The 18018-nt window shown below is 58.1% G+C and carries 15 protein-coding genes; 5 read left to right on the top strand and 10 right to left on the bottom strand.

The window, feature by feature from the left end:
* Positions 1-5: 5 nt before the first annotated feature.
* Positions 6-713, bottom strand: a complete 708-nt coding sequence (locus tag PspR84_RS14610; RefSeq protein ID WP_160060092.1) for a response regulator transcription factor — start codon at positions 711-713, stop codon at positions 6-8.
* A 174-nt stretch (positions 714-887) separates the two neighbouring features.
* A complete protein-coding gene (locus PspR84_RS14605; RefSeq protein WP_160057817.1) occupies positions 888-2108 on the bottom strand; it encodes an EAL domain-containing response regulator in 1221 nt (406 codons plus the stop codon).
* A 323-nt stretch (positions 2109-2431) separates the two neighbouring features.
* Here PspR84_RS14605 and PspR84_RS14600 point away from each other — a divergent pair, with 323 nt between their 5' ends.
* From PspR84_RS14600 to PspR84_RS14585, 4 genes are all read left to right on the top strand, one after another.
* Positions 2432-3034, top strand: coding sequence for a fimbrial protein (locus tag PspR84_RS14600; protein ID WP_016986831.1), 603 nt, complete (start codon positions 2432-2434; stop codon positions 3032-3034).
* A gap of 68 nt (positions 3035-3102) precedes the next feature.
* Positions 3103-3852: a molecular chaperone gene (locus PspR84_RS14595; protein ID WP_160060091.1), complete on the top strand. Its 750-nt coding sequence runs from the start codon at positions 3103-3105 to the stop codon at positions 3850-3852.
* A 218-nt stretch (positions 3853-4070) separates the two neighbouring features.
* Entirely contained in the window at positions 4071-6518 is a 2448-nt protein-coding gene (locus tag PspR84_RS14590; protein WP_160057816.1) for a fimbria/pilus outer membrane usher protein, read from the top strand.
* Positions 6519-6733: 215 nt separating this feature from the next.
* Entirely contained in the window at positions 6734-7129 is a 396-nt protein-coding gene (locus PspR84_RS14585; RefSeq protein ID WP_160057815.1) for a hypothetical protein, read from the top strand.
* A 97-nt stretch (positions 7130-7226) separates the two neighbouring features.
* On the opposite strand, the gene PspR84_RS29795 is transcribed toward PspR84_RS14585, so the two are convergent.
* From PspR84_RS29795 to PspR84_RS14575, 3 genes are all read right to left on the bottom strand, one after another.
* Complete coding sequence (locus PspR84_RS29795; protein ID WP_086936038.1) at positions 7227-7358, bottom strand: hypothetical protein; 132 nt, start codon at positions 7356-7358, stop codon at positions 7227-7229.
* Between the two features lie 146 nt (positions 7359-7504).
* Positions 7505-8014 carry a nucleoside deaminase gene (locus PspR84_RS14580; protein ID WP_160057814.1) on the bottom strand — a complete coding sequence of 170 codons (510 nt, stop codon included), beginning with the start codon at positions 8012-8014 and terminating at the stop codon, positions 7505-7507.
* Between the two features lie 30 nt (positions 8015-8044).
* Positions 8045-9376, bottom strand: coding sequence for a nucleobase:cation symporter-2 family protein (locus tag PspR84_RS14575; RefSeq protein ID WP_160057813.1), 1332 nt, complete (start codon positions 9374-9376; stop codon positions 8045-8047).
* 214 nt (positions 9377-9590) lie between these two features.
* Here PspR84_RS14575 and PspR84_RS14570 point away from each other — a divergent pair, with 214 nt between their 5' ends.
* A complete protein-coding gene (locus PspR84_RS14570) occupies positions 9591-10505 on the top strand; it encodes a LysR family transcriptional regulator (protein ID WP_099759165.1) in 915 nt (304 codons plus the stop codon).
* Positions 10506-10556: 51 nt separating this feature from the next.
* Here the strand turns inward: PspR84_RS14570 and PspR84_RS14565 are convergent, their stop codons facing one another.
* The 5 genes from PspR84_RS14565 to PspR84_RS14545 form a co-directional block, all read right to left on the bottom strand.
* Positions 10557-13646 carry an efflux RND transporter permease subunit gene (locus tag PspR84_RS14565; protein WP_160057812.1) on the bottom strand — a complete coding sequence of 1030 codons (3090 nt, stop codon included), beginning with the start codon at positions 13644-13646 and terminating at the stop codon, positions 10557-10559.
* A complete protein-coding gene (locus PspR84_RS14560) occupies positions 13643-14752 on the bottom strand; it encodes an efflux RND transporter periplasmic adaptor subunit (RefSeq protein ID WP_160057811.1) in 1110 nt (369 codons plus the stop codon). Before PspR84_RS14560 ends, PspR84_RS14565 begins: the two co-directional genes overlap by 4 nt.
* A 125-nt stretch (positions 14753-14877) precedes the next feature.
* A complete protein-coding gene (locus tag PspR84_RS14555; protein WP_160057810.1) occupies positions 14878-16149 on the bottom strand; it encodes an outer membrane protein transport protein in 1272 nt (423 codons plus the stop codon).
* A 199-nt stretch (positions 16150-16348) separates the two neighbouring features.
* The gene (locus PspR84_RS14550; RefSeq protein WP_160057809.1) at positions 16349-16975 is read right to left on the bottom strand and encodes a TetR/AcrR family transcriptional regulator; all 627 of its coding nucleotides are present in this window, start codon (positions 16973-16975) and stop codon (positions 16349-16351) included.
* Between the two features lie 62 nt (positions 16976-17037).
* Positions 17038-17922 (bottom strand): LysR family transcriptional regulator, encoded by an 885-nt coding sequence (locus PspR84_RS14545; RefSeq protein WP_123449816.1) that lies wholly within the window; start codon positions 17920-17922, stop codon positions 17038-17040.
* Positions 17923-18018 lie beyond the last annotated feature (96 nt).

Genomic DNA, 18018 nt, shown 5'->3' with positions numbered 1-18018 from the left:
GCGTGTTATCCCTGGTTATCGGCTGTCAGGCTGTGCTGCAACTTGAACAGCTCTGCATCACCACGAATGCCAAGCTTTTTGAAAGCGGCCTGTTTTTGCCCACTGATGGTTTTGCGACTTCGGGAGAACTTCAAAGCGATCTGCGTCACCCCCATACCCTCGAGGCAGCAGCGCAAGACTTCTTTTTCTTTCGGCGACAGCAAAGGATTGCTCAGGAAATCGTCGCTGTGCGCCGCGCCGTCATCACTGGCACCAGCAGGCTCATCGACCGACGCAGGCAGCACATCAAGTTCGAAGGCCATTGCCGGCGACAGGTACAACTGGCCGGACGCTGCGCAGCGGATACCCGTGATCAGATCATCGACTGGCTGGGACTTGCCGAAGAATCCGCTGACGCCCGCTCCGATCGCCATGTTCACCACCGCCGGGCGCTCTTCAGAGGATGAAACGAGGATGCGCATGCCCGGATATTGCTTGCGCAGCAGGCGAATCAGATTAAGCCCGTCCAGTTCGCCATCGTGCAGCTTGTAGTCGAGTATCAGCAGGTCGATGTCGATCTCGCGCAATCCAGCGAGCAACTGCGCACTGCTCCCGTACACGCCCACGACACTGAACTCGGCTTCGCGCGTCAGCCGCGATTTCATCGCCAGACGTATGAGCGAGTGATCATCAAGGATGGCAACGCGTAACGGATTCACGACTGACCAATGCATGAGCAGCTCCATGATGAGGAGGGTTGAAGGATCATCAGCACTTGGCAACCGCAGCAGATCCCGGGCATCACCGAAGCTTTCAGGTGCATCTGATTGATTTCTCGGCACATGATGATTGTTTTGAAGATGTGACGAAATAGGGCTTTGTCCCAAAAGTCAGACCGCGTGCGCTCATTAAACGTCCGACGTGCCTATTGCGCGGCGCCAGGACGACTTTTGACCCTCGAAACGCCAATCGACCAGGTGCGCCCAATTCATGGGTCGGGCATAGAAGAAACCCTGCCCCCACTGGCAACCGAGTCGAGCCAGGTGATGAACCTGGTCTGCGGTTTCAATGCCTTCTGCCACCACACGCATGTCCAGTTCGCGCGCCAGGGCCAGAGCACCGTGGATGACCGCACTGTAGCGAGCCTGCTGGAAATTCTGCACGAAGCCGGCGTCGAGTTTGATTTCGTTGAACGGCATCTGACACAGTCGCTCCAGCGAAGAATAGCCGACGCCGAAATCATCGATCGCCAGGCTGAAGCCGAGCATGCGCAGGCGCACCATGTTTTCCATGCTGATCTCGGGCATCTGCAGCAGACCGGTTTCCGTCAGCTCGAATATGAGCCCGGCTGGCGAGGCGCCGTGTATGCGCAACAGTGCCTTGATCCGGTCGACAAGATTCGGGTTGGCCATCTGCGTCACGTCGAGATTGAATGCCAGCTTGAACGGCTTGCCGTGGGACTGCACAAAACGCTGCAGACTCAGTCCTTGCGTGAGCAGGCTGAAAAACATTTCGTCGAGCAGCCCGCAACGCTCGATCGTTGGCAGGAACATACCCGGTGAAAGTAGCCCGCGACTGGGGCTTTGCCAGCGCACCAGCACCTCGGCGCCATCCACCTCACCACTGCGCAGATGGAACTTGGGCTGGAAGTACGCGCGAAATTCCTGCCGACGTATCGCTTCGAGCACTTCGTTCTCCGAAGGCTGATCCAGATGACTTTCCGCCACTTTGGCATCGACCTGGCTGTGCGGCCGATAGCGCGCCAGCAATGGCGCCAGCACATCGACCATCAACGGCTTTGCGACACTGCCGAGCAATTCCAGGCCCTGCAACGTGACAATTCGATCAACCGTGCGCAACAAGTCTTCAGGCAATGAACTGCAGATGATCACTGCGCGAATCAATCCGGCCTCTCTCGCCAGGCGCAAAAAGGTCAAACCATCCATCCCCGCCATGCTCAAGTCACACAACGCAATGTCCACGCCCCCTGCCTGGGATATCACAGCCAGCGCATCCTTGCCGTCAGCCGCCTGAAAGATATTTTTGTAACCCAGACTATTAAGCGCGCTGACCGCAGCCGTGCGCTGGAAGGCGTGATCTTCCAATACCAATATACGAAGCGTGTTCACAAACCGGGAACCTCTTTCTATCAGCCATTAATAGCAAAACATCTGAATTATCTTTCAAGCAGAAAGAACACTGACAAACTTTGCATTGACTGAGAATTTCTGCATCCGCGAATACTAACCAAATAGAACCCGTGCGACTTTGAGAATTGTCTCATTTGATCCGTCATACAATTGACTGAAAATATAAATACGCACTTCCGATGTTACTGACTTGCTCGAACTTGCCACGCTTTAAGACAAATCTCAAAGACCCGCCACCATCACCGACCTAAGATGGCCGGGCATTTCAAATGCAGCACTTCACAATAACTTCGGATATAAACATGAAAAAGTTCGCTTTCGCAGTACTCACTCTTTCCGTGCTGGCTGCCTCCACTGGTGCACTGGCTGAAGAAGCCGCTAAAGCCGTCAAGGGCGGCAGCGGTCAAATCAGCTTCACCGGCGTCATCAACAACGATGCGTGCTCGGTAGATGGCGCTTCGGGTAACGACAAGATGATCGCCGTGGACATGGGCAGCGTATCGATCAAAGACATGGGCACCGATTCTGCTCCGGGTGCTGGTCGCGTGGCTGCAAACGATTTCAACCTGAAAGTGAACTGCAACGCCGGCACCAAGGTGTCGATGCTGTTCAAACCAACCGTCAACGGCGGTTCGGGCCTGGTTGATGGCAAGAAAGTTCTCAAGCTGCAAGGTACTGATGCGGCCAAAGGCGTAGGTATCGCGTTGCTGGACAGCAACGGCCAGTTGATCGACCTGAGCTCCGAAGCCACAGCCAAAGTACAGACCAGCCTGACTGGCGACGGCACCACTGGCGGCGACGGCACCCTGTCGTTCGCAGCCGCTTACGTCACCACCGGCGACAAGACCACCGCTACTGCAGGTACCGGTAACGCCACTCTGCCGTTCGTTCTCGAATACGAATAAGCAGCGCGTAATACCTGGACGGGGCCGCTGTGCCTCGTCCTTCCCGACCAGATCAATCGGTGAAAACTATGTTAAGTCGCTATTTTCCGCTCTGCCTGGGGCTTGCCGGGTTGTTGATGACGCACTCGGCATTCGCCAGCATCTCCTTGAGTTCCACCCGGATCATCTTCGATGGCGCGCACAAAGAGGCAAACGTCACCGTGCGCAACGGCGGGCAAACCATCCTCGCGCAATCGTGGCTGGATGCCGGCGACACGGCTGGCAGCGCGCCGCCATTTGCGGTGACTCCACCGCTGGCCCGACTCGAACCCAATCAACAGCAGCTGTTGAGGATTCTGTATGAAGGCCGCGGCATGCCTGCGGACAAAGAGTCAGTGGTGTGGCTGAACGTGCAGGAAATCCCTCAGGCCAGCGCTGCCGATGTCAACACCCTGCAACTGGCGGTGCGTCAGCGCATCAAGGTTTTTTTCCGCCCGAACGGACTCACCGGTGACGCCGCGCAAGCGCCGGTGCAACTTGTATGGCAATTGGTCACGCAAGCTGGCAAGTCGGTACTGAAAGTAAAAAATCAAAGTAATTACCACGTATCGCTGGCCGACCTGAAAGTCGCTGCAGGAAAAAAAGCAGAGTTGGTGATTGATTCGACAATGATCGTTCCGGGCGAAGTTCGTTCATTCAACTTGAAAGAGTTGCCACCTGGATCTCCGCGTCTGACTTTTTCAGCCATTAACGATTACGGCGCACAACAACGATTCGATGCACCACTCAGCGCTACCGAAAGTCATGCCGAGCGCTTGAAAGATGCATCCGCCCAATAACTTCCCCGCCCCACCCCGCCAATTTACAAGCTATTTACGAGTTCCGGACTCCGGTTGAAGCAACACGGACTGATAAGGCAAATTGCATGTTTTCCTCCCAACACCACACATCTTCAAGTTGTGTAAAGCATCACGTTGCGCGCCATAAAAACAAAACGGCGTTGGGCTGCCTGCATCCATTGTGCTTTGCCATCAATATGGCCATTTGTGGATTCGCCATGGGTGCCGAAGCCCCCGCCGCGGTAGCGGGTGAGGCGTTCAATACCTTGTTTCTGGAAGGTTCATCGGCGGTCGATCTGCAACCCTTGTTGAATGCCAACAGCGTTCTGCCAGGCCGATATCGCGTTGACGTGTTCAGCAACGGCACGCTGGTCGGTCGTCGCGACGTTGATTTCGCGGCCAACCCGCTCAACGGCAAAGTCGAGCCACGTATCACCCTGGAATTGTTACAGCAGCTGGGTGTGGACATGCGCAAACTGCGTGAGCAAGGTCTGGTTGATGAGCAACGGCCTGCCGATCACTACGATCTTGCGTCGATGATCGAGCAAGCCAGTATCAGTTTTGACGCCAACCGCCTGCGCCTCAATATCAGCGTGCCGCAGGTTGCGATGGCGCGTGGCATGCGCGGCTATGTTGACCCAGAACTTTGGGACGATGGCGTGGCCGCCGGGTTCATCAACTATCAGTTGAGCAGCACCCGCAGCAAAACCGATTACTCGACGCAAATCTCCAATAATCTGGGGCTGCGCAACGGCATCAACTTCGGTGCCTGGCGTTTGCGCAACGAGTCCAACCTCAGCAGTGCCACCGGCCGGCCCAATCGGTTTGTCAGCAATCGCACGTTCATCCAGCGCGACCTCACGGCGATCAAGGGGCAACTGAGCGCGGGTGAAATCTTTTCCGACTCAGACCTGTTCGACAGCGTGCGCTATCAAGGCGTCAAGGTGGCCTCTGATGAGGGCATGCGTGCAGACAGCGAGCGCGGCTATGCGCCGATCATTCGTGGCGTGGCTGAAACCAATGCGAAGATCGAGGTCCGCCAGGATAACTACATTCTTTACACCACCAACGTGCCGCCGGGGCCGTTCGAGATCAGTGATATCTATCCGTCGGGTTCCAATGGCGATCTGGAGATCACCATTGTCGAGGCGGATGGTCGGCGCAAGGTCACCCGACAGGCGTTCTCCGCCCTGCCGACGATGGTGCGTGAGGGACAGTTGAAGTACAGCCTGTCGAGCGGCAAATTCAACAACAACAGCGAGGGCTACGACAAGCCGGCCTTCCTGGGCGGCACTTTCGCCTACGGTCTGACCAGCAACCTGACAGGCATTGCCGGCATTCAGGCCAGCAACGGTTTCAAGGCGCTTTCCGTCGGTGCGGCGAAGAACACTTCGATTGGCGCGATGTCACTGGACGTCACGCAATCGTCCAGCAAGGCATTCGGCAAAACGACCCAGGGCAGCAGCGTACGCGCGCTCTATGCAAAGACCTTCACCGGCACCGATACCAGCTTCACCCTCGCCGCCTATCGTTATTCGACCGAGGGTTACCGCACGCTGACCGACCACGTTCAGGACACCAGCACCGGCGCTACGCGGCGCGCAGGTAACGCCAAAACCCGTACTGACCTCACGGTCAACCAGACCCTGGGCGAAGCGCGCCAGTACGGCTCGCTGTACTTGAATGCCAGTGATCAGCGCTATTGGGATCGCGGTGGCTCGCGCAGCTTTTCTGCCGGTTACAACAATAATTGGCGCGACCTGAACTACAACATCAGTTTGAGTAAAACCGAAGAGTTCGGCGCACGCGGCGACACCACTCACGACACCCAACTGAGCGTTTCGATCTCATTCCCGCTCGGATCGACACCTCGCGCACCTCGCGCCTATATTTCCAGCAATCATCAAAATACCGGCACCAGTACACAAGCCGGGATCAATGGTTATCTGACTGAAGACAGTGACACCTACTATTCCGTACAGACCGGGCGCAGTGTGCAAGGTGACCGCTCCGGCTCGCTTAGCCTGAGTACCCGGACAGCGATGGGCGATCTGGGATTGGGCTACAGCCGAGGCAGCGGTTATGAATCACAAAACCTGAGCGCGGCCGGATCGATCGTGGCCCACGCGGGGGGCATCAACATGGGCCAGACCGTGGGCGAAACATTCGCACTGGTGGCGGTGCCTGGCATGTCAGGGGTAGAAGTCAGCAGCTACTCCGGCGTGAAAACCGGCCTCAACGGCTATGCCGTCGTTCCAAATGCACAGCCCTATCGCGTGAACTGGGTGACGTTGGATACACGCAATCTCGGCGGTGAAATCGAGTTGGACAACGCCACTCAACAACTCGTACCGAGACGAGGTTCAGTCGTGCTCGCGCGCTTTGAAGGCAGCAAAGGGAGGCGGATCCAGTTCGAACTCTACGATGCCGAGGGCAAACCCCTCCCATTCGGAGCGGTTTTGATGGACGCCGATGGTAAACAACTGGCACTTTCTGACCCCACCGGCAAGGCGTTAGCGCTTGTTACCAAAGATCAAGGCATCATTACAATCAAGTGGCAGGGTAAAAGTTGCCCCGCCCCTTACAAGCTTCCAGAACGACTGAAGGATTTGAACTATGAGCATTACCGGCTTTCTTGCTCTACCAGCGTAGACACATCGAAATAACACGTTCAATTCGTCAATCTTCAACATCAAGGCTCTGATTTATTCAGAGCCTTGTCGTTTCTGCGCGTCTAGCCATGGCGCATAAAAACAAGACAATTCCTATGTCCATGCGCAGAAGGCTCATTACCATAAAAGGCGTAGTGAGCACTCCCGCGCAACCGTGTGAGATCAATAGCCCCACCGCCCTATAGGCGAGAAAGCCAAGAGAATTAGCCATGCCAAAAATCAGCGCAATCAGCGTAACCACCTATAAGAAAAAACCAGAGGACAACCAACACATAAAATCAGATTCGCAAAACCATCTATCACTCACGAAGAAAACCACAAGCGACGACAAGTTTAGAATTGATTCCAGCGAAGAAGGAGTTAATACGGTCAAACAGCCGATTAGTGCAGTCGAGCTCATAAAAAAACAAATTGCCGAGATCCAGCAACAACTTGCAACTCGCAAAGCTGAGCTGGCTAAAACCGAAAGAATGAATATGCCAGAAGAAGAGAAGGCTCAAAGAACAATCGAGATTCAAAATCAGATTTCTGTATGCGCTGGCAACCTCCACGCGCTGCAGGCAACATTGATCCAAATGACACTCAGCGTTGACACACACGCTTGAAATCCCCGCCGATGGCCGCACTGGCACGGGCCAACGCCTCATGGCGCGTCGCAACGCGACGAGCCGAAGGTACGTGGCCCGAGCCAGTGCCTACCCATCAGCAACTGCCGGGCGGGATGCCTTCCTTGTTAAAATCTTTAAGGCGCTTTTGCTCTTCCTCTGTGGAATGCGCAGGCGTCGATTGATCCGGTACTTCTTCCTCTGGAAATTGTGCTGTTTCTTCAGTCATTGCTTTGCCCTCGTTCTGGTTACGCATTCGGCATCGGCCGAGGGCTGGCAGTTCCAAAACTTCGCTCTTCTCCCTCTCGGCGAGCAAGTGCTCTTAAGTCTCTGGATAGCGCAACCTCACACCACTCGCGCTTCGTTTCAAAGCGGTTACGACCAAAAACCCTTGTGCGGCTCAGCCGCCTCCCCCTCCAGCATCGGCCCCAACACACTGACCTTGCGCTGCCCCTTGGCGAACACCTCGCGGCACGGCAAGGAGAACGTCGGGTTCTCCGGATGGTCACCGGTCAATCCCAGTAACGCATGCTCCGACAAGGCATAAACCACCCGCCCGATGCCGGTCCAGTACACCGCGCCGGCGCACATGCAGCAAGGTTCGGCGCTGGTGTACAGCGTGCACAGTTCCAGCTCTTGCGGTGACAGCAATTTTGCCGCTGCGGCGGCTGCTACCAACTCCGCGTGCTGCGTCGGATCGCCTTCCGGCGGCATCGAGTTGTTTCCCGCTTCGACAATCACCTTGCCGTTGCGGTCGGCCACCAATGCCGCGAATGGATGGCGGCCGCGTTGCTTCGATGCCTCGGACAAGGCGATGGTCTGGCGCAGCAAGGTCAGATCAAGCGCGCTGACGCCGGCCGGAATGAGCTGAGTGAATTGATTCATGGGTAACTCCTGGGCAGTGGAAAACAAAAGTCAGTCGGCCAGTTCAGCGCCGAGGGTTTCGGTCGATTTTTTGTCGTTGTTGAGCAGGACGTTGAGGACGATGGCGGTGATTGCGCCGAGGAAAATCCCGCTGTCGAGCACCAGTTTCAGGGTCGGGCCGACGTGTTCGAACAATGCCGGAAACGACATCGGTAGCACGCCGACGCTCACCGATACGGCGACGATGATGCCGTTGCGCGTCCCTTCGAATTGCACCCGTGACAATTCCTGAATCCCCGCCACCGTGGTCATGCCGAACATCACGATCGCGCAGCCACCGAGCACAGGCGTCGGCACGGCGGCGATCAACGCACCGAGTTTCGGGAACAGGCCCATCAGCACCATGATTGCCCCGGCCGCAGCGACGACGAAGCGGCTTTTCACGTTGGAAAGCGCGATCAAACCGGTGTTCTGAGTGAAGGCGTTGTAGGGAAAGCTGTTGAACAAACCACCGAGCATGGTCGATAAACCGTCGGCGCGAAATGCGTTGCCGAGGGTTTGTTGCGTGGTCGGTCTGCCGGTCAGTTTGCCGATCGCCAGGCAGTTGCCGGTGGTCTCGGCCATGATCACCAGCATCGCCAGGGTCATGATCAGAATCGGCACCGGCGCGAATTCCGGGGCGCCGAAGGCCATCGGCGCACTCAGCTCAAACCACGCGGCTTCGCTGACCTGATTGAAGTGAGTCATACCGCAAGCCGCGGCGATCAGGCTGCCGACGAACAAGCCAATCAGCACGCTGAGGTTGCCGATGAAACCCTTGAATTTGGCGTAGATCACCAGCGTCACGCTGACCGTGGCCAGGCCCAGCAACAAGTTCGCGGGATTGCCGAAATCCGCCGAGTCGGGATTGCCGCCGCCCAGCCAGATCGCCGCCGCCGGCATCAGCGAGATGCCGATAATGGTGATCAGACTGCCAATCACTACCGGTGGAAAAAAACGCAGCAAGCGGCTGAACACCGGCGCCAGCGCAATGGTGATAAAGCCAGCGGCGATCACCGCACCGAAAATCTGACCGAGACCGAATTCCTTGCCGATCATGATCATCGGCGCCAGAGCAATGAACGAGCAGCCCTGAATCAGCGGCAGCCGCGCGCCGAACTTCCAGAAACCGAGGGTCTGAATCAGCGTCGCCACACCCGAGGTCAACAGGTTGGCGTTGATCAGCAAAACCACCTGCGCCGAGGTCAGTCCCATCGCGCTGCCGAGAATCAGCGGCACGGCCACCGCTCCCGCGTACATCACCAGCACATGCTGCAAGCCAAACGTGAACAACTGTCGCAGTGGCAAAATCTCGTCCACCGGATGAATGCGTTGTGTGGTCATTTCACACGCTCCTGAAGGTGCGGCATCTGTTGAGATCGCGGGCATGCTCAGGGGCGTTTGAAAGTCAGATCCACCCCGGAGATCGTTTGACGCGGGGCCATGGTTGAACGTTTATTGCGATGAACCAAATTAGCAACCATCGCTTTTTTCGATGGCACGAATCTAGCATTCGTAATCTGCTTTACCCCCCATCCTTGACCCGGGAGTCCACCGCTTGCGCTTCTCACTCGATCAACTGTTGATGTTCGTCCAAGTGGTCAAAAGCGGATCGTTTTCCGCCGCCGGGCGCCAACTGGGCAAGACCCAATCGACTATCAGTGCGGCGATTGCCAACCTCGAAACCGACCTTGGCGTCGACCTGTTCGACCGCAGCAACCGCAGCCCTGCCCTCACCGCCAGCGGCCACAAATTGCTGGTGCAGGCCGAAGCCGTGCTCGAACGCTGCATGACCTTCGAAGCCCACGCCGATTGCCTTTCGGACAACGTCGAAACCAGCCTGACGCTCGCCATTGAAACGCCGTACGGCCCGATCATGCCGGTGCTCAAAGCCTTCGAGGCCGCGTTCCCCTTTGTCGACCTGATCATCCGCCACCCCGTTTACGGCGACGTCAGCGAACTGGTCAGCAGCGGTGAAGCGGTACTCGGCGTGGCCTTTTCGCAGCCTGGCTATCCCAAGGAATTGGCGTTCCAGCAACTGGGCAAACTGATCATGCTCCACGTCTGCCACCCCGATCATCCATTGGCGCAACTCGACAACGTCACCTTCGACGACCTGCACGTCCATCGCCGCCTGGCTTTCAGCGCTCATGCGAGCAAACTGCCAAGCAGCGAATACCTGCGCTCGACCCAGTTGTGGCAAGCGGAAAGCTATCTGGCGTTACTGGAAATGGTCCGCGCCGGGCTCGGCTGGGCCACCCTGCCCCGCCAGCTCGTTCAGCGTGAACTGGCCAAGGGTGAACTGGTGGAACTGCAGCTCTCGGCGTATCCGCATACCGACTGGCAGATTGGTGTGGATTTGCTGTGGGCGCGGCAACGGCCGCTGGGTAAAGCCGAACGTTGGTTGAAGGAGAAATTGCAGGGCAACAAGGTGTACGAACTGGATCGCAACGGACAGATCACCACGCTTTGACGTGGGGACAAAGAGGCCCGCGAAAGCGGGCCTCGATTGCAGGCGTTGTCGCTACGCCAGTTTGACTGTTTCAGTCTGAGCCTGGTGCTCAGGGCGGATCTTGAACCAGATGGAATACATCGCCGGCAGAAACACCAGCGTAATGATAGTGCCGACGAACGTGCCGCCAATCAGGGTGTAAGCCAGCGTGCCCCAGAACACCGAGTGTGTCAGGGGAATAAACGCCAGGATGGCCGCCATTGCCGTCAGCAGTACCGGCCGCGCACGTTGCACCGTGGCTTCGACCACGGCGTGGAACGGGTCCAGTCCTTCCTGTGTGTTGTGGTGGATCTGCCCGATCAGAATCAGCGTATTGCGCATCAGGATCCCCGACAACGCAATCAACCCGACCAGCGCATTGATGCCAAACGGCTGATTGAAGATCAGCAGCGTCGGCACCACACCTATCAAGCCTAACGGCGAAGTGAGGAAGACCATGATCATCGCCGCGATCGAACGAACCTGCACAATGATGATGAGCAACGTCATGGCGATCATGATCGGCAGCAGGGGCAAGATTGCCTTGCCCGCTTTGCCGGACTCCTCGATGGCACCCGCCTGCTCGATCCGGTAACCGGAAGGCAGTGTTTCGATGATCGGCTGCAACTGCTTGAGGATCGCACTCGAAACATCCGGTGGCTGCAAGCCTTCGGCAATGTCTCCACGCACGGTGATGGTTGGCGTGCGATCACGGCGCCGCAGAATCGGATCCTCCATGCGCACATCGACCTCGCCGATCTGCGACAACGGGATGCGTTGCCCCGTCGCGCCGACCAAGGTGAAACCTTTGATCTGCGCCGGGTCGAGCCGGATATTACCGGCGGCACGCCCGACGACCTGCACAGAACGAATATCCTCGCGCACCGCCGTAATCGGTACTCCGCTCAGCAGAAACTGCAGTTGCTGGGCGACCGCATTCGAGGTCAGCCCCACTGCCTGCAGACGGTCCTGATCGAGACTGAAATGCAAGGTCGGGGTCAGCGGTCCCCAGTCAGTGTTCACCGTTCTCATCATCGGGCTGTCTTGCAGCACGCCGCGTACCTGCTCGGCGATATCGCGCAGCTTCGCCGGATCAGGGCCCATCACCCGGTAGGCAACCGGAAACGGCGAATAAGGGCCAAAGACAATTTGCGTTGCCCGCACACGAGCCTCCGACGCGAGGCCTTCAGCAACTGCTTCGCGCAGTCGGAACTTGAGGGTTTTGCGTGCGTCCTGACTGTCCGTCAGCACCACGATTTTGGCGAACGAAGGATCAGGTAATTCCGGCGCCATCGCCAGAAAGAAACGTGGCGCACCCTGGCCGATATAGGCCGTGACGATTTTTGCCTCGTCCTGCTTGTGCAACCAAGCCTCAACCTTGGCGGCCGCGGCGCTGGTCTGCTCGATCGAAGTCCCGTAGGGCATCTGCACCTCGATCATCACCTCGGGGCGGTCGGAGGTCGGGAAGAACTGCTTCTTCACCAGCCCCATGCCTGGCACGGCGACGAAAAACAGCGTGACCACCGTGCCCGCCACCAGCCATTTGCGCGCGATCACCGCGGTCAGCAGCCGGCGGAAACGGTTGTAATTCGGCGTGTTGTAGATCGCCGCGTGGCCACCTTCGACCTTCTTGATGTCCGGCAACAACTTCACGCCCAGATACGGGGTGAACGCCACCGCGACGACCCAGGAAGCGATCAGCGCAATGCCGACGATCCAGAACATATTGCTGGTGTACTCACCGGCAGTGGACTGGGCAAAACCGTTCGGCAAGAAACCGATTGCCGTCACCAGCGTTCCGGACAGCATCGGCGCCGCCGTATGGCTCCAGGCATACGCGGACGCTTTGATGCGGTCGTAGCCCTCCTCCATTTTCACCACCATCATTTCAATGGCGATGATCGCGTCATCAACCAACAGCCCGAGCGCGAGGATCAATGAGCCGAGGGTGATGCGATCAAAGTTCTTGCCGGTGGCGGCCATCACCACGAACACGATCGCCAGGGTCAACGGCACAGCTGCAGCGACCACCACCCCGACCCGCCAGCCCATACTCAGAAAACAAACGAGCATGACCACCAGCAGCGCGACGAAAAACTTGACCATGAACTCGCCGACCGCCGAGTCGATATTGACTGCCTGGTCGGTGACTTTGGCGAGGGTCATGCCCAATGGCATTTCTGCATTGATCCTCGCGGTCTCCGCATCCAGCGCCTTGCCCAGATCCAGACCGTTCCAGCCCTCGCGCATCACCACACCCAGCAGCAGCGCGTCTTCACCGTTATTGCGCACAAAAAAAGTCGCCGGATCTTCATAACCGCGTTCGACCGTCGCTACATCAGAGAGCTTGAGTGTGCGCCCCTGCACGGAGACCGGCGTGTCGCGAATTTTCTGCACCTTGTCGAAGGCACCGTCGAGACGCAGAAAAACCTGTGGCCCGTTGGTTTCGATGGAGCCGGCGGGCGTCAGCACGTTCTGACTGTTCAGCGCGGCAAAGATGTCCTGCGGTGACAGGCCGAGGGTCGCCAAGCGCTCATGGGAAAACGAAACGTAGATGCGCTCGGCTTGCTCACCGATGATGTTGACCTTCTTCACCCCCGGTACATGCAGCAGACGCTGGCGCATGGCTTCCGCATCACGCACCAGCAAACGCTGCGGCTCGCCTTTGGCTTTCAAGGCGAACAGCGCGAAGGTCACGTCGGAAAACTCATCGTTGACCATCGGCCCGATCACACCGGCCGGCAACCTGATGGCTTCATCGTCGAGTTTCTTGCGTGCTTGATAGAACTCTTCCTGCACTTGCGCGGGCGGCGTGCTGTCGAGCAACGACACCATCGTGAACGCCAGTCCAGGTCGGGTGTAGGTTTCCGAGCGGTCGTACCACTTGAGTTCTTGCAGGCGCTTTTCAAGGGGTTCTGCGACCTGATCCTGCATCTCTTGCGCCGTCGCACCGGGCCACGCGGTAATCACGGTCAACTGCTTGACCGTAAACGGTGGATCCTCCGCACGCCCCAATTGAAAGAACGACAACGTCCCGGCAACGGCAATCAGGAAAATGAGGAACACGGTGATCGCCCGCTCGCGAACGGCGATGGCGGACAGGTTGAATCGCCCCTGGCTCATGGACGACTCCCGGCAACGCTGGCTTCGCTCTGTTGCGGTAATCGCACCGCTTCGCCATCGCGCAGCAGATGGGCGCCCAACGCTACAACCTGCTCACCAGCAGTGAGGTCTCCGGCGATGCGGGCCGAATCATCGCTCAACCCCAACACCTGAACCGCTCGCCAGCTCACGGTTGCCGGCGTCCCGGCGATGACCCACACACCGGGGCCTTTGCCCGGGTCGTAAATCGCTGCGATGGGGACTTGTAATGCCTGTGTCTGGGGCGCGCCCTCGGCAATTCTGAGGGTCACGGTCGCACCGATCGGCGCGTTGGCCAGTGGCCCCTCGAGCACATAGCGCGCCTCGAACGTGCGCGTTGTGCGGTCTGCCGAATCTGAAAGCAGCCGCAGTTTTGCCGTCACCGCCGCAGAATTCACCCCGTAGAGGCTGGCTTGCGCGGTGGCGCCGGCAGCCGGGCGCAGGGTTTCGGGCAGATGCACGATGGCTTCGCGCTGACCTGCGCGCGCCAGTCGAACCACCGGTTGTCCCGGGCTGACGACTTGTCCAGGTTCGGCGAGTGTTTCCACCACTACGCCGTCCGCATCAGCGACCAGCAGCGCATAACCCGACGCATTGCGGGCCACGTCGGCTTGCGCTTGCGCGGCATTGAGCTGCGCCTTCGCAGTCTCCGCAGCGGCTCTGTACTGGTCGTAGGCTGATGCCGAAATGGCGCCAACGCCGACCAGTTTGCGATAGCGAGCCTCGTCGTCGGCTGTCTGTTTGGCGCGAGCACGAGCAGCTATGACCTCCGCCTGCTGCGCCCGCGCTTGCAGTCCGAGGTCACTCGGGTCGAGACGCATCAGCGGCTGCCCTTGCTTCACGGCCTGTCCTGTATCAACCAGGCGTTCGAGCACCTTGCCCGATACGCGAAACCCCAGGTCGCCCTGAACGCGCGCCGCCACGACACCGGTGAAAGAACGAGCGATGTCAGGTGACGCTTGTACCGCAGCGGATCTGACCAGCGGCGCCTGTGTACGGGGATCTGCAACACTGGAAGATTCGCCACAGGCGGTCAGTGCAAGAGGCAACAAGCATGCGGCAATGGGGAAAAGTCGGAGCCGGCGCATAGGTTCACTTACTGAGGAATAGGATGATCATCATATTCTCAGTCTTGTGACCAATATCGTCAATAGTCACAATCTGCATCCTGACCACCTGCGAGATCGAACCATGAATCGACCGACAGGCCTGACTAAAAACGGTAGCTCACCGAAGTGCCGAATCCGCTCGCACTGTTCTTGTATCTGGCACTGTAGGCACCTCTCGATGCCGAGGTGTCGTTGACCTCGACGCTCTCCTCCCAAAGGTAGGAATAAGCCAGGTCGATCGTGACATTTTCCACGGGCGTCCAGCCGGCACCGAAGCTGAGCACCTTGCGGTCGCCCGTCGGAATGCGCGGCCCCCGATTGGTGTTGTTGGCCGGTGACTGATCAACCGAGAAACCGGCGCGCAGCACCCATTGGTTATTCAATTGATAGGCTGCACCGATCGCGTGAGCCCAAGTGTCATGCCAGTTCTGCTCTTCGCTGATCGTGCCCAATTGGCCACTCAGCAACGGCGGCAAGCCACTGTTCTCGATCGTCAGTTCCTTGAAGCGGCTCCAGCGCGTCCAGGTACTGCCGACATAAAGCGTCCAGTCGTTATTGAATTGATGCGTGACCGAAACGTCCACCGACTCCGGCGTGTCCACGTCCAGCGACGCGTCATAGCTGCGGCCGCTGACACCCAGCACGCTGAAAATGCCATCGGTGACCTTGGTTTTCGCATCCAGGTGGTAGCTGACCTTGGAGTGATAGGTCAGCCCCAAGCGAGTCTGGTCTGTCGCCTGCACCAGCACGCCAGCGTTGAAGCCCAGCGCGGTGTCATCGCCCGTGCTTTTCAGCTTGCCGTCATTACGCCCCGGGCTGAGCGGATTGGGGACCATGCCCGATATCTCGCCGCTGATACGGTTAATGGTCGGACCGAAACCGATCGAGACTTTTTCGTTAAAGGCGTAGCTGATGGTCGGCTGGAAAGTCAGCGTGGTGACTTCGCTCTTGTTGGCGTAATAGCGTCCGGCAAAGCCACTGCCGTAGTCGGTGATCAGCCCGAACGGTACATAAAATCCGACGCCGAATGCCCAGTGGTCATCAATGGGTTTGACGTAATACCCCATCGGCACTGTGGTCGTCGGCACCATGTCGCCATCTTCATTGCCGCCGAACGTACTGCGCGTGCGGCTGATATCTGACTTGGCGAACAGCGTCGCCGCGCCCACGCTGACCTGCTCTCGTTTAAGCCGCGCCATGCCCGCCGGGTTGCCGTAGATCGTACTGGCGTCTTCGGCTGATGAAGATCGCCCGGCAAAACCGGAGCCCATCCCGCTGATGCTTTGTTCGTTGAGTGCAAAGCCACCGGCAAACACATTGGAAGACGCAAGCACGACGGCCAGGCCCACGGGGCTCTTGAGCATTGTTTTTTTCATTATCGGGACTCTATGGAGATCACTGGAATAGAACATCGAGCACTACAGCGCAGCCATATTATCCATGTGACCAATTCAGTCAATGGTCACGGCGAGCTAAATTCAACGCCCTCCCGGCACTGATGTGCCGGTGGTCAGGAAACGTAATGGGGGGAGGTCGTTTGACTCGAATCGCCTGGAAACCTTGCTCAGCGATGGGTCAAGGCATGAGGCTGCGCAGGATGAGGTTTGTAGTCAGCGTGGGCGCTTGCTCGATCAGATCCAGATTGTGTTGCAGCAGCAGCGGGTTGACGAAAGGTCGCAACGCCAGATTGATCGCTTCGACGGTCTCGTCCAACGGCGTCTTGCGCTCGAACTCCCCCGCTTCTCGACCTTGACGCACGATATCGAGGATAAAGCCCTTGATCTGCGCCTCATACACCTGGGCGCTGTTCCAGCGCTCCGATGCGGAAAACGCCGCGATGTCGTAGAGCTTGCGATCGTTGAAGAACAGGTCCACACCCGTGGCGATCACAGTTTTGACCAACCTGCGCAAACGCTCGGTCGCTGAAAGCGCTTCTGCGTTAATCGCTTGTTCGACTGCTGCAGCGATTTGCCCCAGGCAGTTGGCGCAAATGGCCTCGCCAATTGCCTGCTTGGAATCAAAGAATTTGTAGATATAGGCCTTGGAAAAACCGATGGCCTTGGCCAAGTCGGAAACCGTGGTTTTACCGTAGCCGTATTGGCTGAAATGCTCGTTGGCCGCGGCGACAATCTGGTCACGAATGTCGTGTTCGGCGGGGCCGCGAGTGCTCGGCGAGGAGGTAGATACAGATGGCTGATTCATGGGCGCAGCTTACTCACCCTGTCGATGACTGACAACGTGTGATGCTCTATGAACAGCGCATTTCACCCCCACCCCTGCGCCTCTTCAATGAAGTGCAGCACCGCGCTGGACCTTTCATCAATGCGCGAAATCAGCGAAAGCTCGCTGACCATTTCCGCTTGCGCCAGCGGTACGATGCGTATGCCCGGCATGGTCAACCGCGTCATCGTTTCCGGGACGATGCTCAGGCCGATGCCGGCCGCCACCAGCCCCGGAATGCTCATCAGCGACGGCACGTGCATGATGTTCTCGGGGTGCAACTGGTTCTGCCGGCACGCCTGGAGGGTGTGTGAGGTCAGGCCGATGCCGGCGCTGTCCTGCAGGAACACGAATTTCTCATGGCGCAGCGTCGCCAGTTCGCCGGTAAAACTGTCCGCCATGTCATGGTTGTCCGGCATCAGCAGCACCAGCCTCGATTGACTGAAATGATGGGTGCGCAGGCGATCCGGCAGGTGGTCCTTGAAAACCCGGGCGAAGGCCAGGTCAAGCTTGTGGTCGAGCAACATGTCGAACTGCGCGCGAATACCGGCGTCCACCAGCGACACTTTGACTTCCGGGAAGGTGCTGAAGTAATGCCGCAGCAACTGCGGCAAATTGGCCTCGAACAGCGCCGAGTGATAGCCGATGTTGATCTCGCCCACCTCACCACGGCGCGCTCGCCGTGCAGCAGCAATCGCCAGTTCACTGGATTCGATGGACTGCCGCGCATGGGGCAGAAATGCCTCGCCGGCAGCGGTCAACGCGACGCCACGGTTTTCCCGCCGGAACAATGCCAAGCCCAGTTCGGACTCGAGGGTTCGCATTAACTGGCTCAGTGCCGGCTGTGCAACACCCAACTGTTCAGCCGCGCGACTGAAGTGCTGCAGGTCAGCGGCAACGACAAAGGCTTTCAGGTGACGCAGTTCCATACTCGCTACTCATAAGGTCGGCTTATCTATTTGTCGTGATTTCGATAATTATTCTGCAAGCAGGATGCGCTAACGTCTAGCCACCTCGACGATTCC

The organism is Pseudomonas sp. R84, assembly GCF_009834515.1.
Classification (GTDB): Bacteria; Pseudomonadota; Gammaproteobacteria; order Pseudomonadales; family Pseudomonadaceae; genus Aquipseudomonas.
Note: the sequence above shows the minus strand (reverse complement) of the source record. Positions and strands in the feature narration are given on the sequence as shown.

Excerpts from the sequence above, each read along its gene's own strand:
- PspR84_RS14610 (WP_160060092.1), bottom strand. The coding sequence starts at position 713 with ATGCATTGGTCAGTCGTGAATCCGTTACGCGTTGCCATCCTTGATGAT.
- PspR84_RS14600 (WP_016986831.1), top strand. The coding sequence starts at position 2,432 with ATGAAAAAGTTCGCTTTCGCAGTACTCACTCTTTCCGTGCTGGCTGCC.
- PspR84_RS14595 (WP_160060091.1), top strand. The coding sequence starts at position 3,103 with ATGTTAAGTCGCTATTTTCCGCTCTGCCTGGGGCTTGCCGGGTTGTTG.
- PspR84_RS14590 (WP_160057816.1), top strand. The coding sequence starts at position 4,071 with ATGGGTGCCGAAGCCCCCGCCGCGGTAGCGGGTGAGGCGTTCAATACC.
- PspR84_RS14585 (WP_160057815.1), top strand. The coding sequence starts at position 6,734 with ATGCCAAAAATCAGCGCAATCAGCGTAACCACCTATAAGAAAAAACCA.
- PspR84_RS29795 (WP_086936038.1), bottom strand. The coding sequence starts at position 7,358 with ATGACTGAAGAAACAGCACAATTTCCAGAGGAAGAAGTACCGGATCAA.
- PspR84_RS14580 (WP_160057814.1), bottom strand. The coding sequence starts at position 8,014 with ATGAATCAATTCACTCAGCTCATTCCGGCCGGCGTCAGCGCGCTTGAT.
- PspR84_RS14575 (WP_160057813.1), bottom strand. The coding sequence starts at position 9,376 with ATGACCACACAACGCATTCATCCGGTGGACGAGATTTTGCCACTGCGA.
- PspR84_RS14565 (WP_160057812.1), bottom strand. The coding sequence starts at position 13,646 with ATGAGCCAGGGGCGATTCAACCTGTCCGCCATCGCCGTTCGCGAGCGG.
- PspR84_RS14560 (WP_160057811.1), bottom strand. The coding sequence starts at position 14,752 with ATGCGCCGGCTCCGACTTTTCCCCATTGCCGCATGCTTGTTGCCTCTT.
- PspR84_RS14555 (WP_160057810.1), bottom strand. The coding sequence starts at position 16,149 with ATGAAAAAAACAATGCTCAAGAGCCCCGTGGGCCTGGCCGTCGTGCTT.
- PspR84_RS14550 (WP_160057809.1), bottom strand. The coding sequence starts at position 16,975 with ATGAATCAGCCATCTGTATCTACCTCCTCGCCGAGCACTCGCGGCCCC.
- PspR84_RS14545 (WP_123449816.1), bottom strand. The coding sequence starts at position 17,922 with ATGGAACTGCGTCACCTGAAAGCCTTTGTCGTTGCCGCTGACCTGCAG.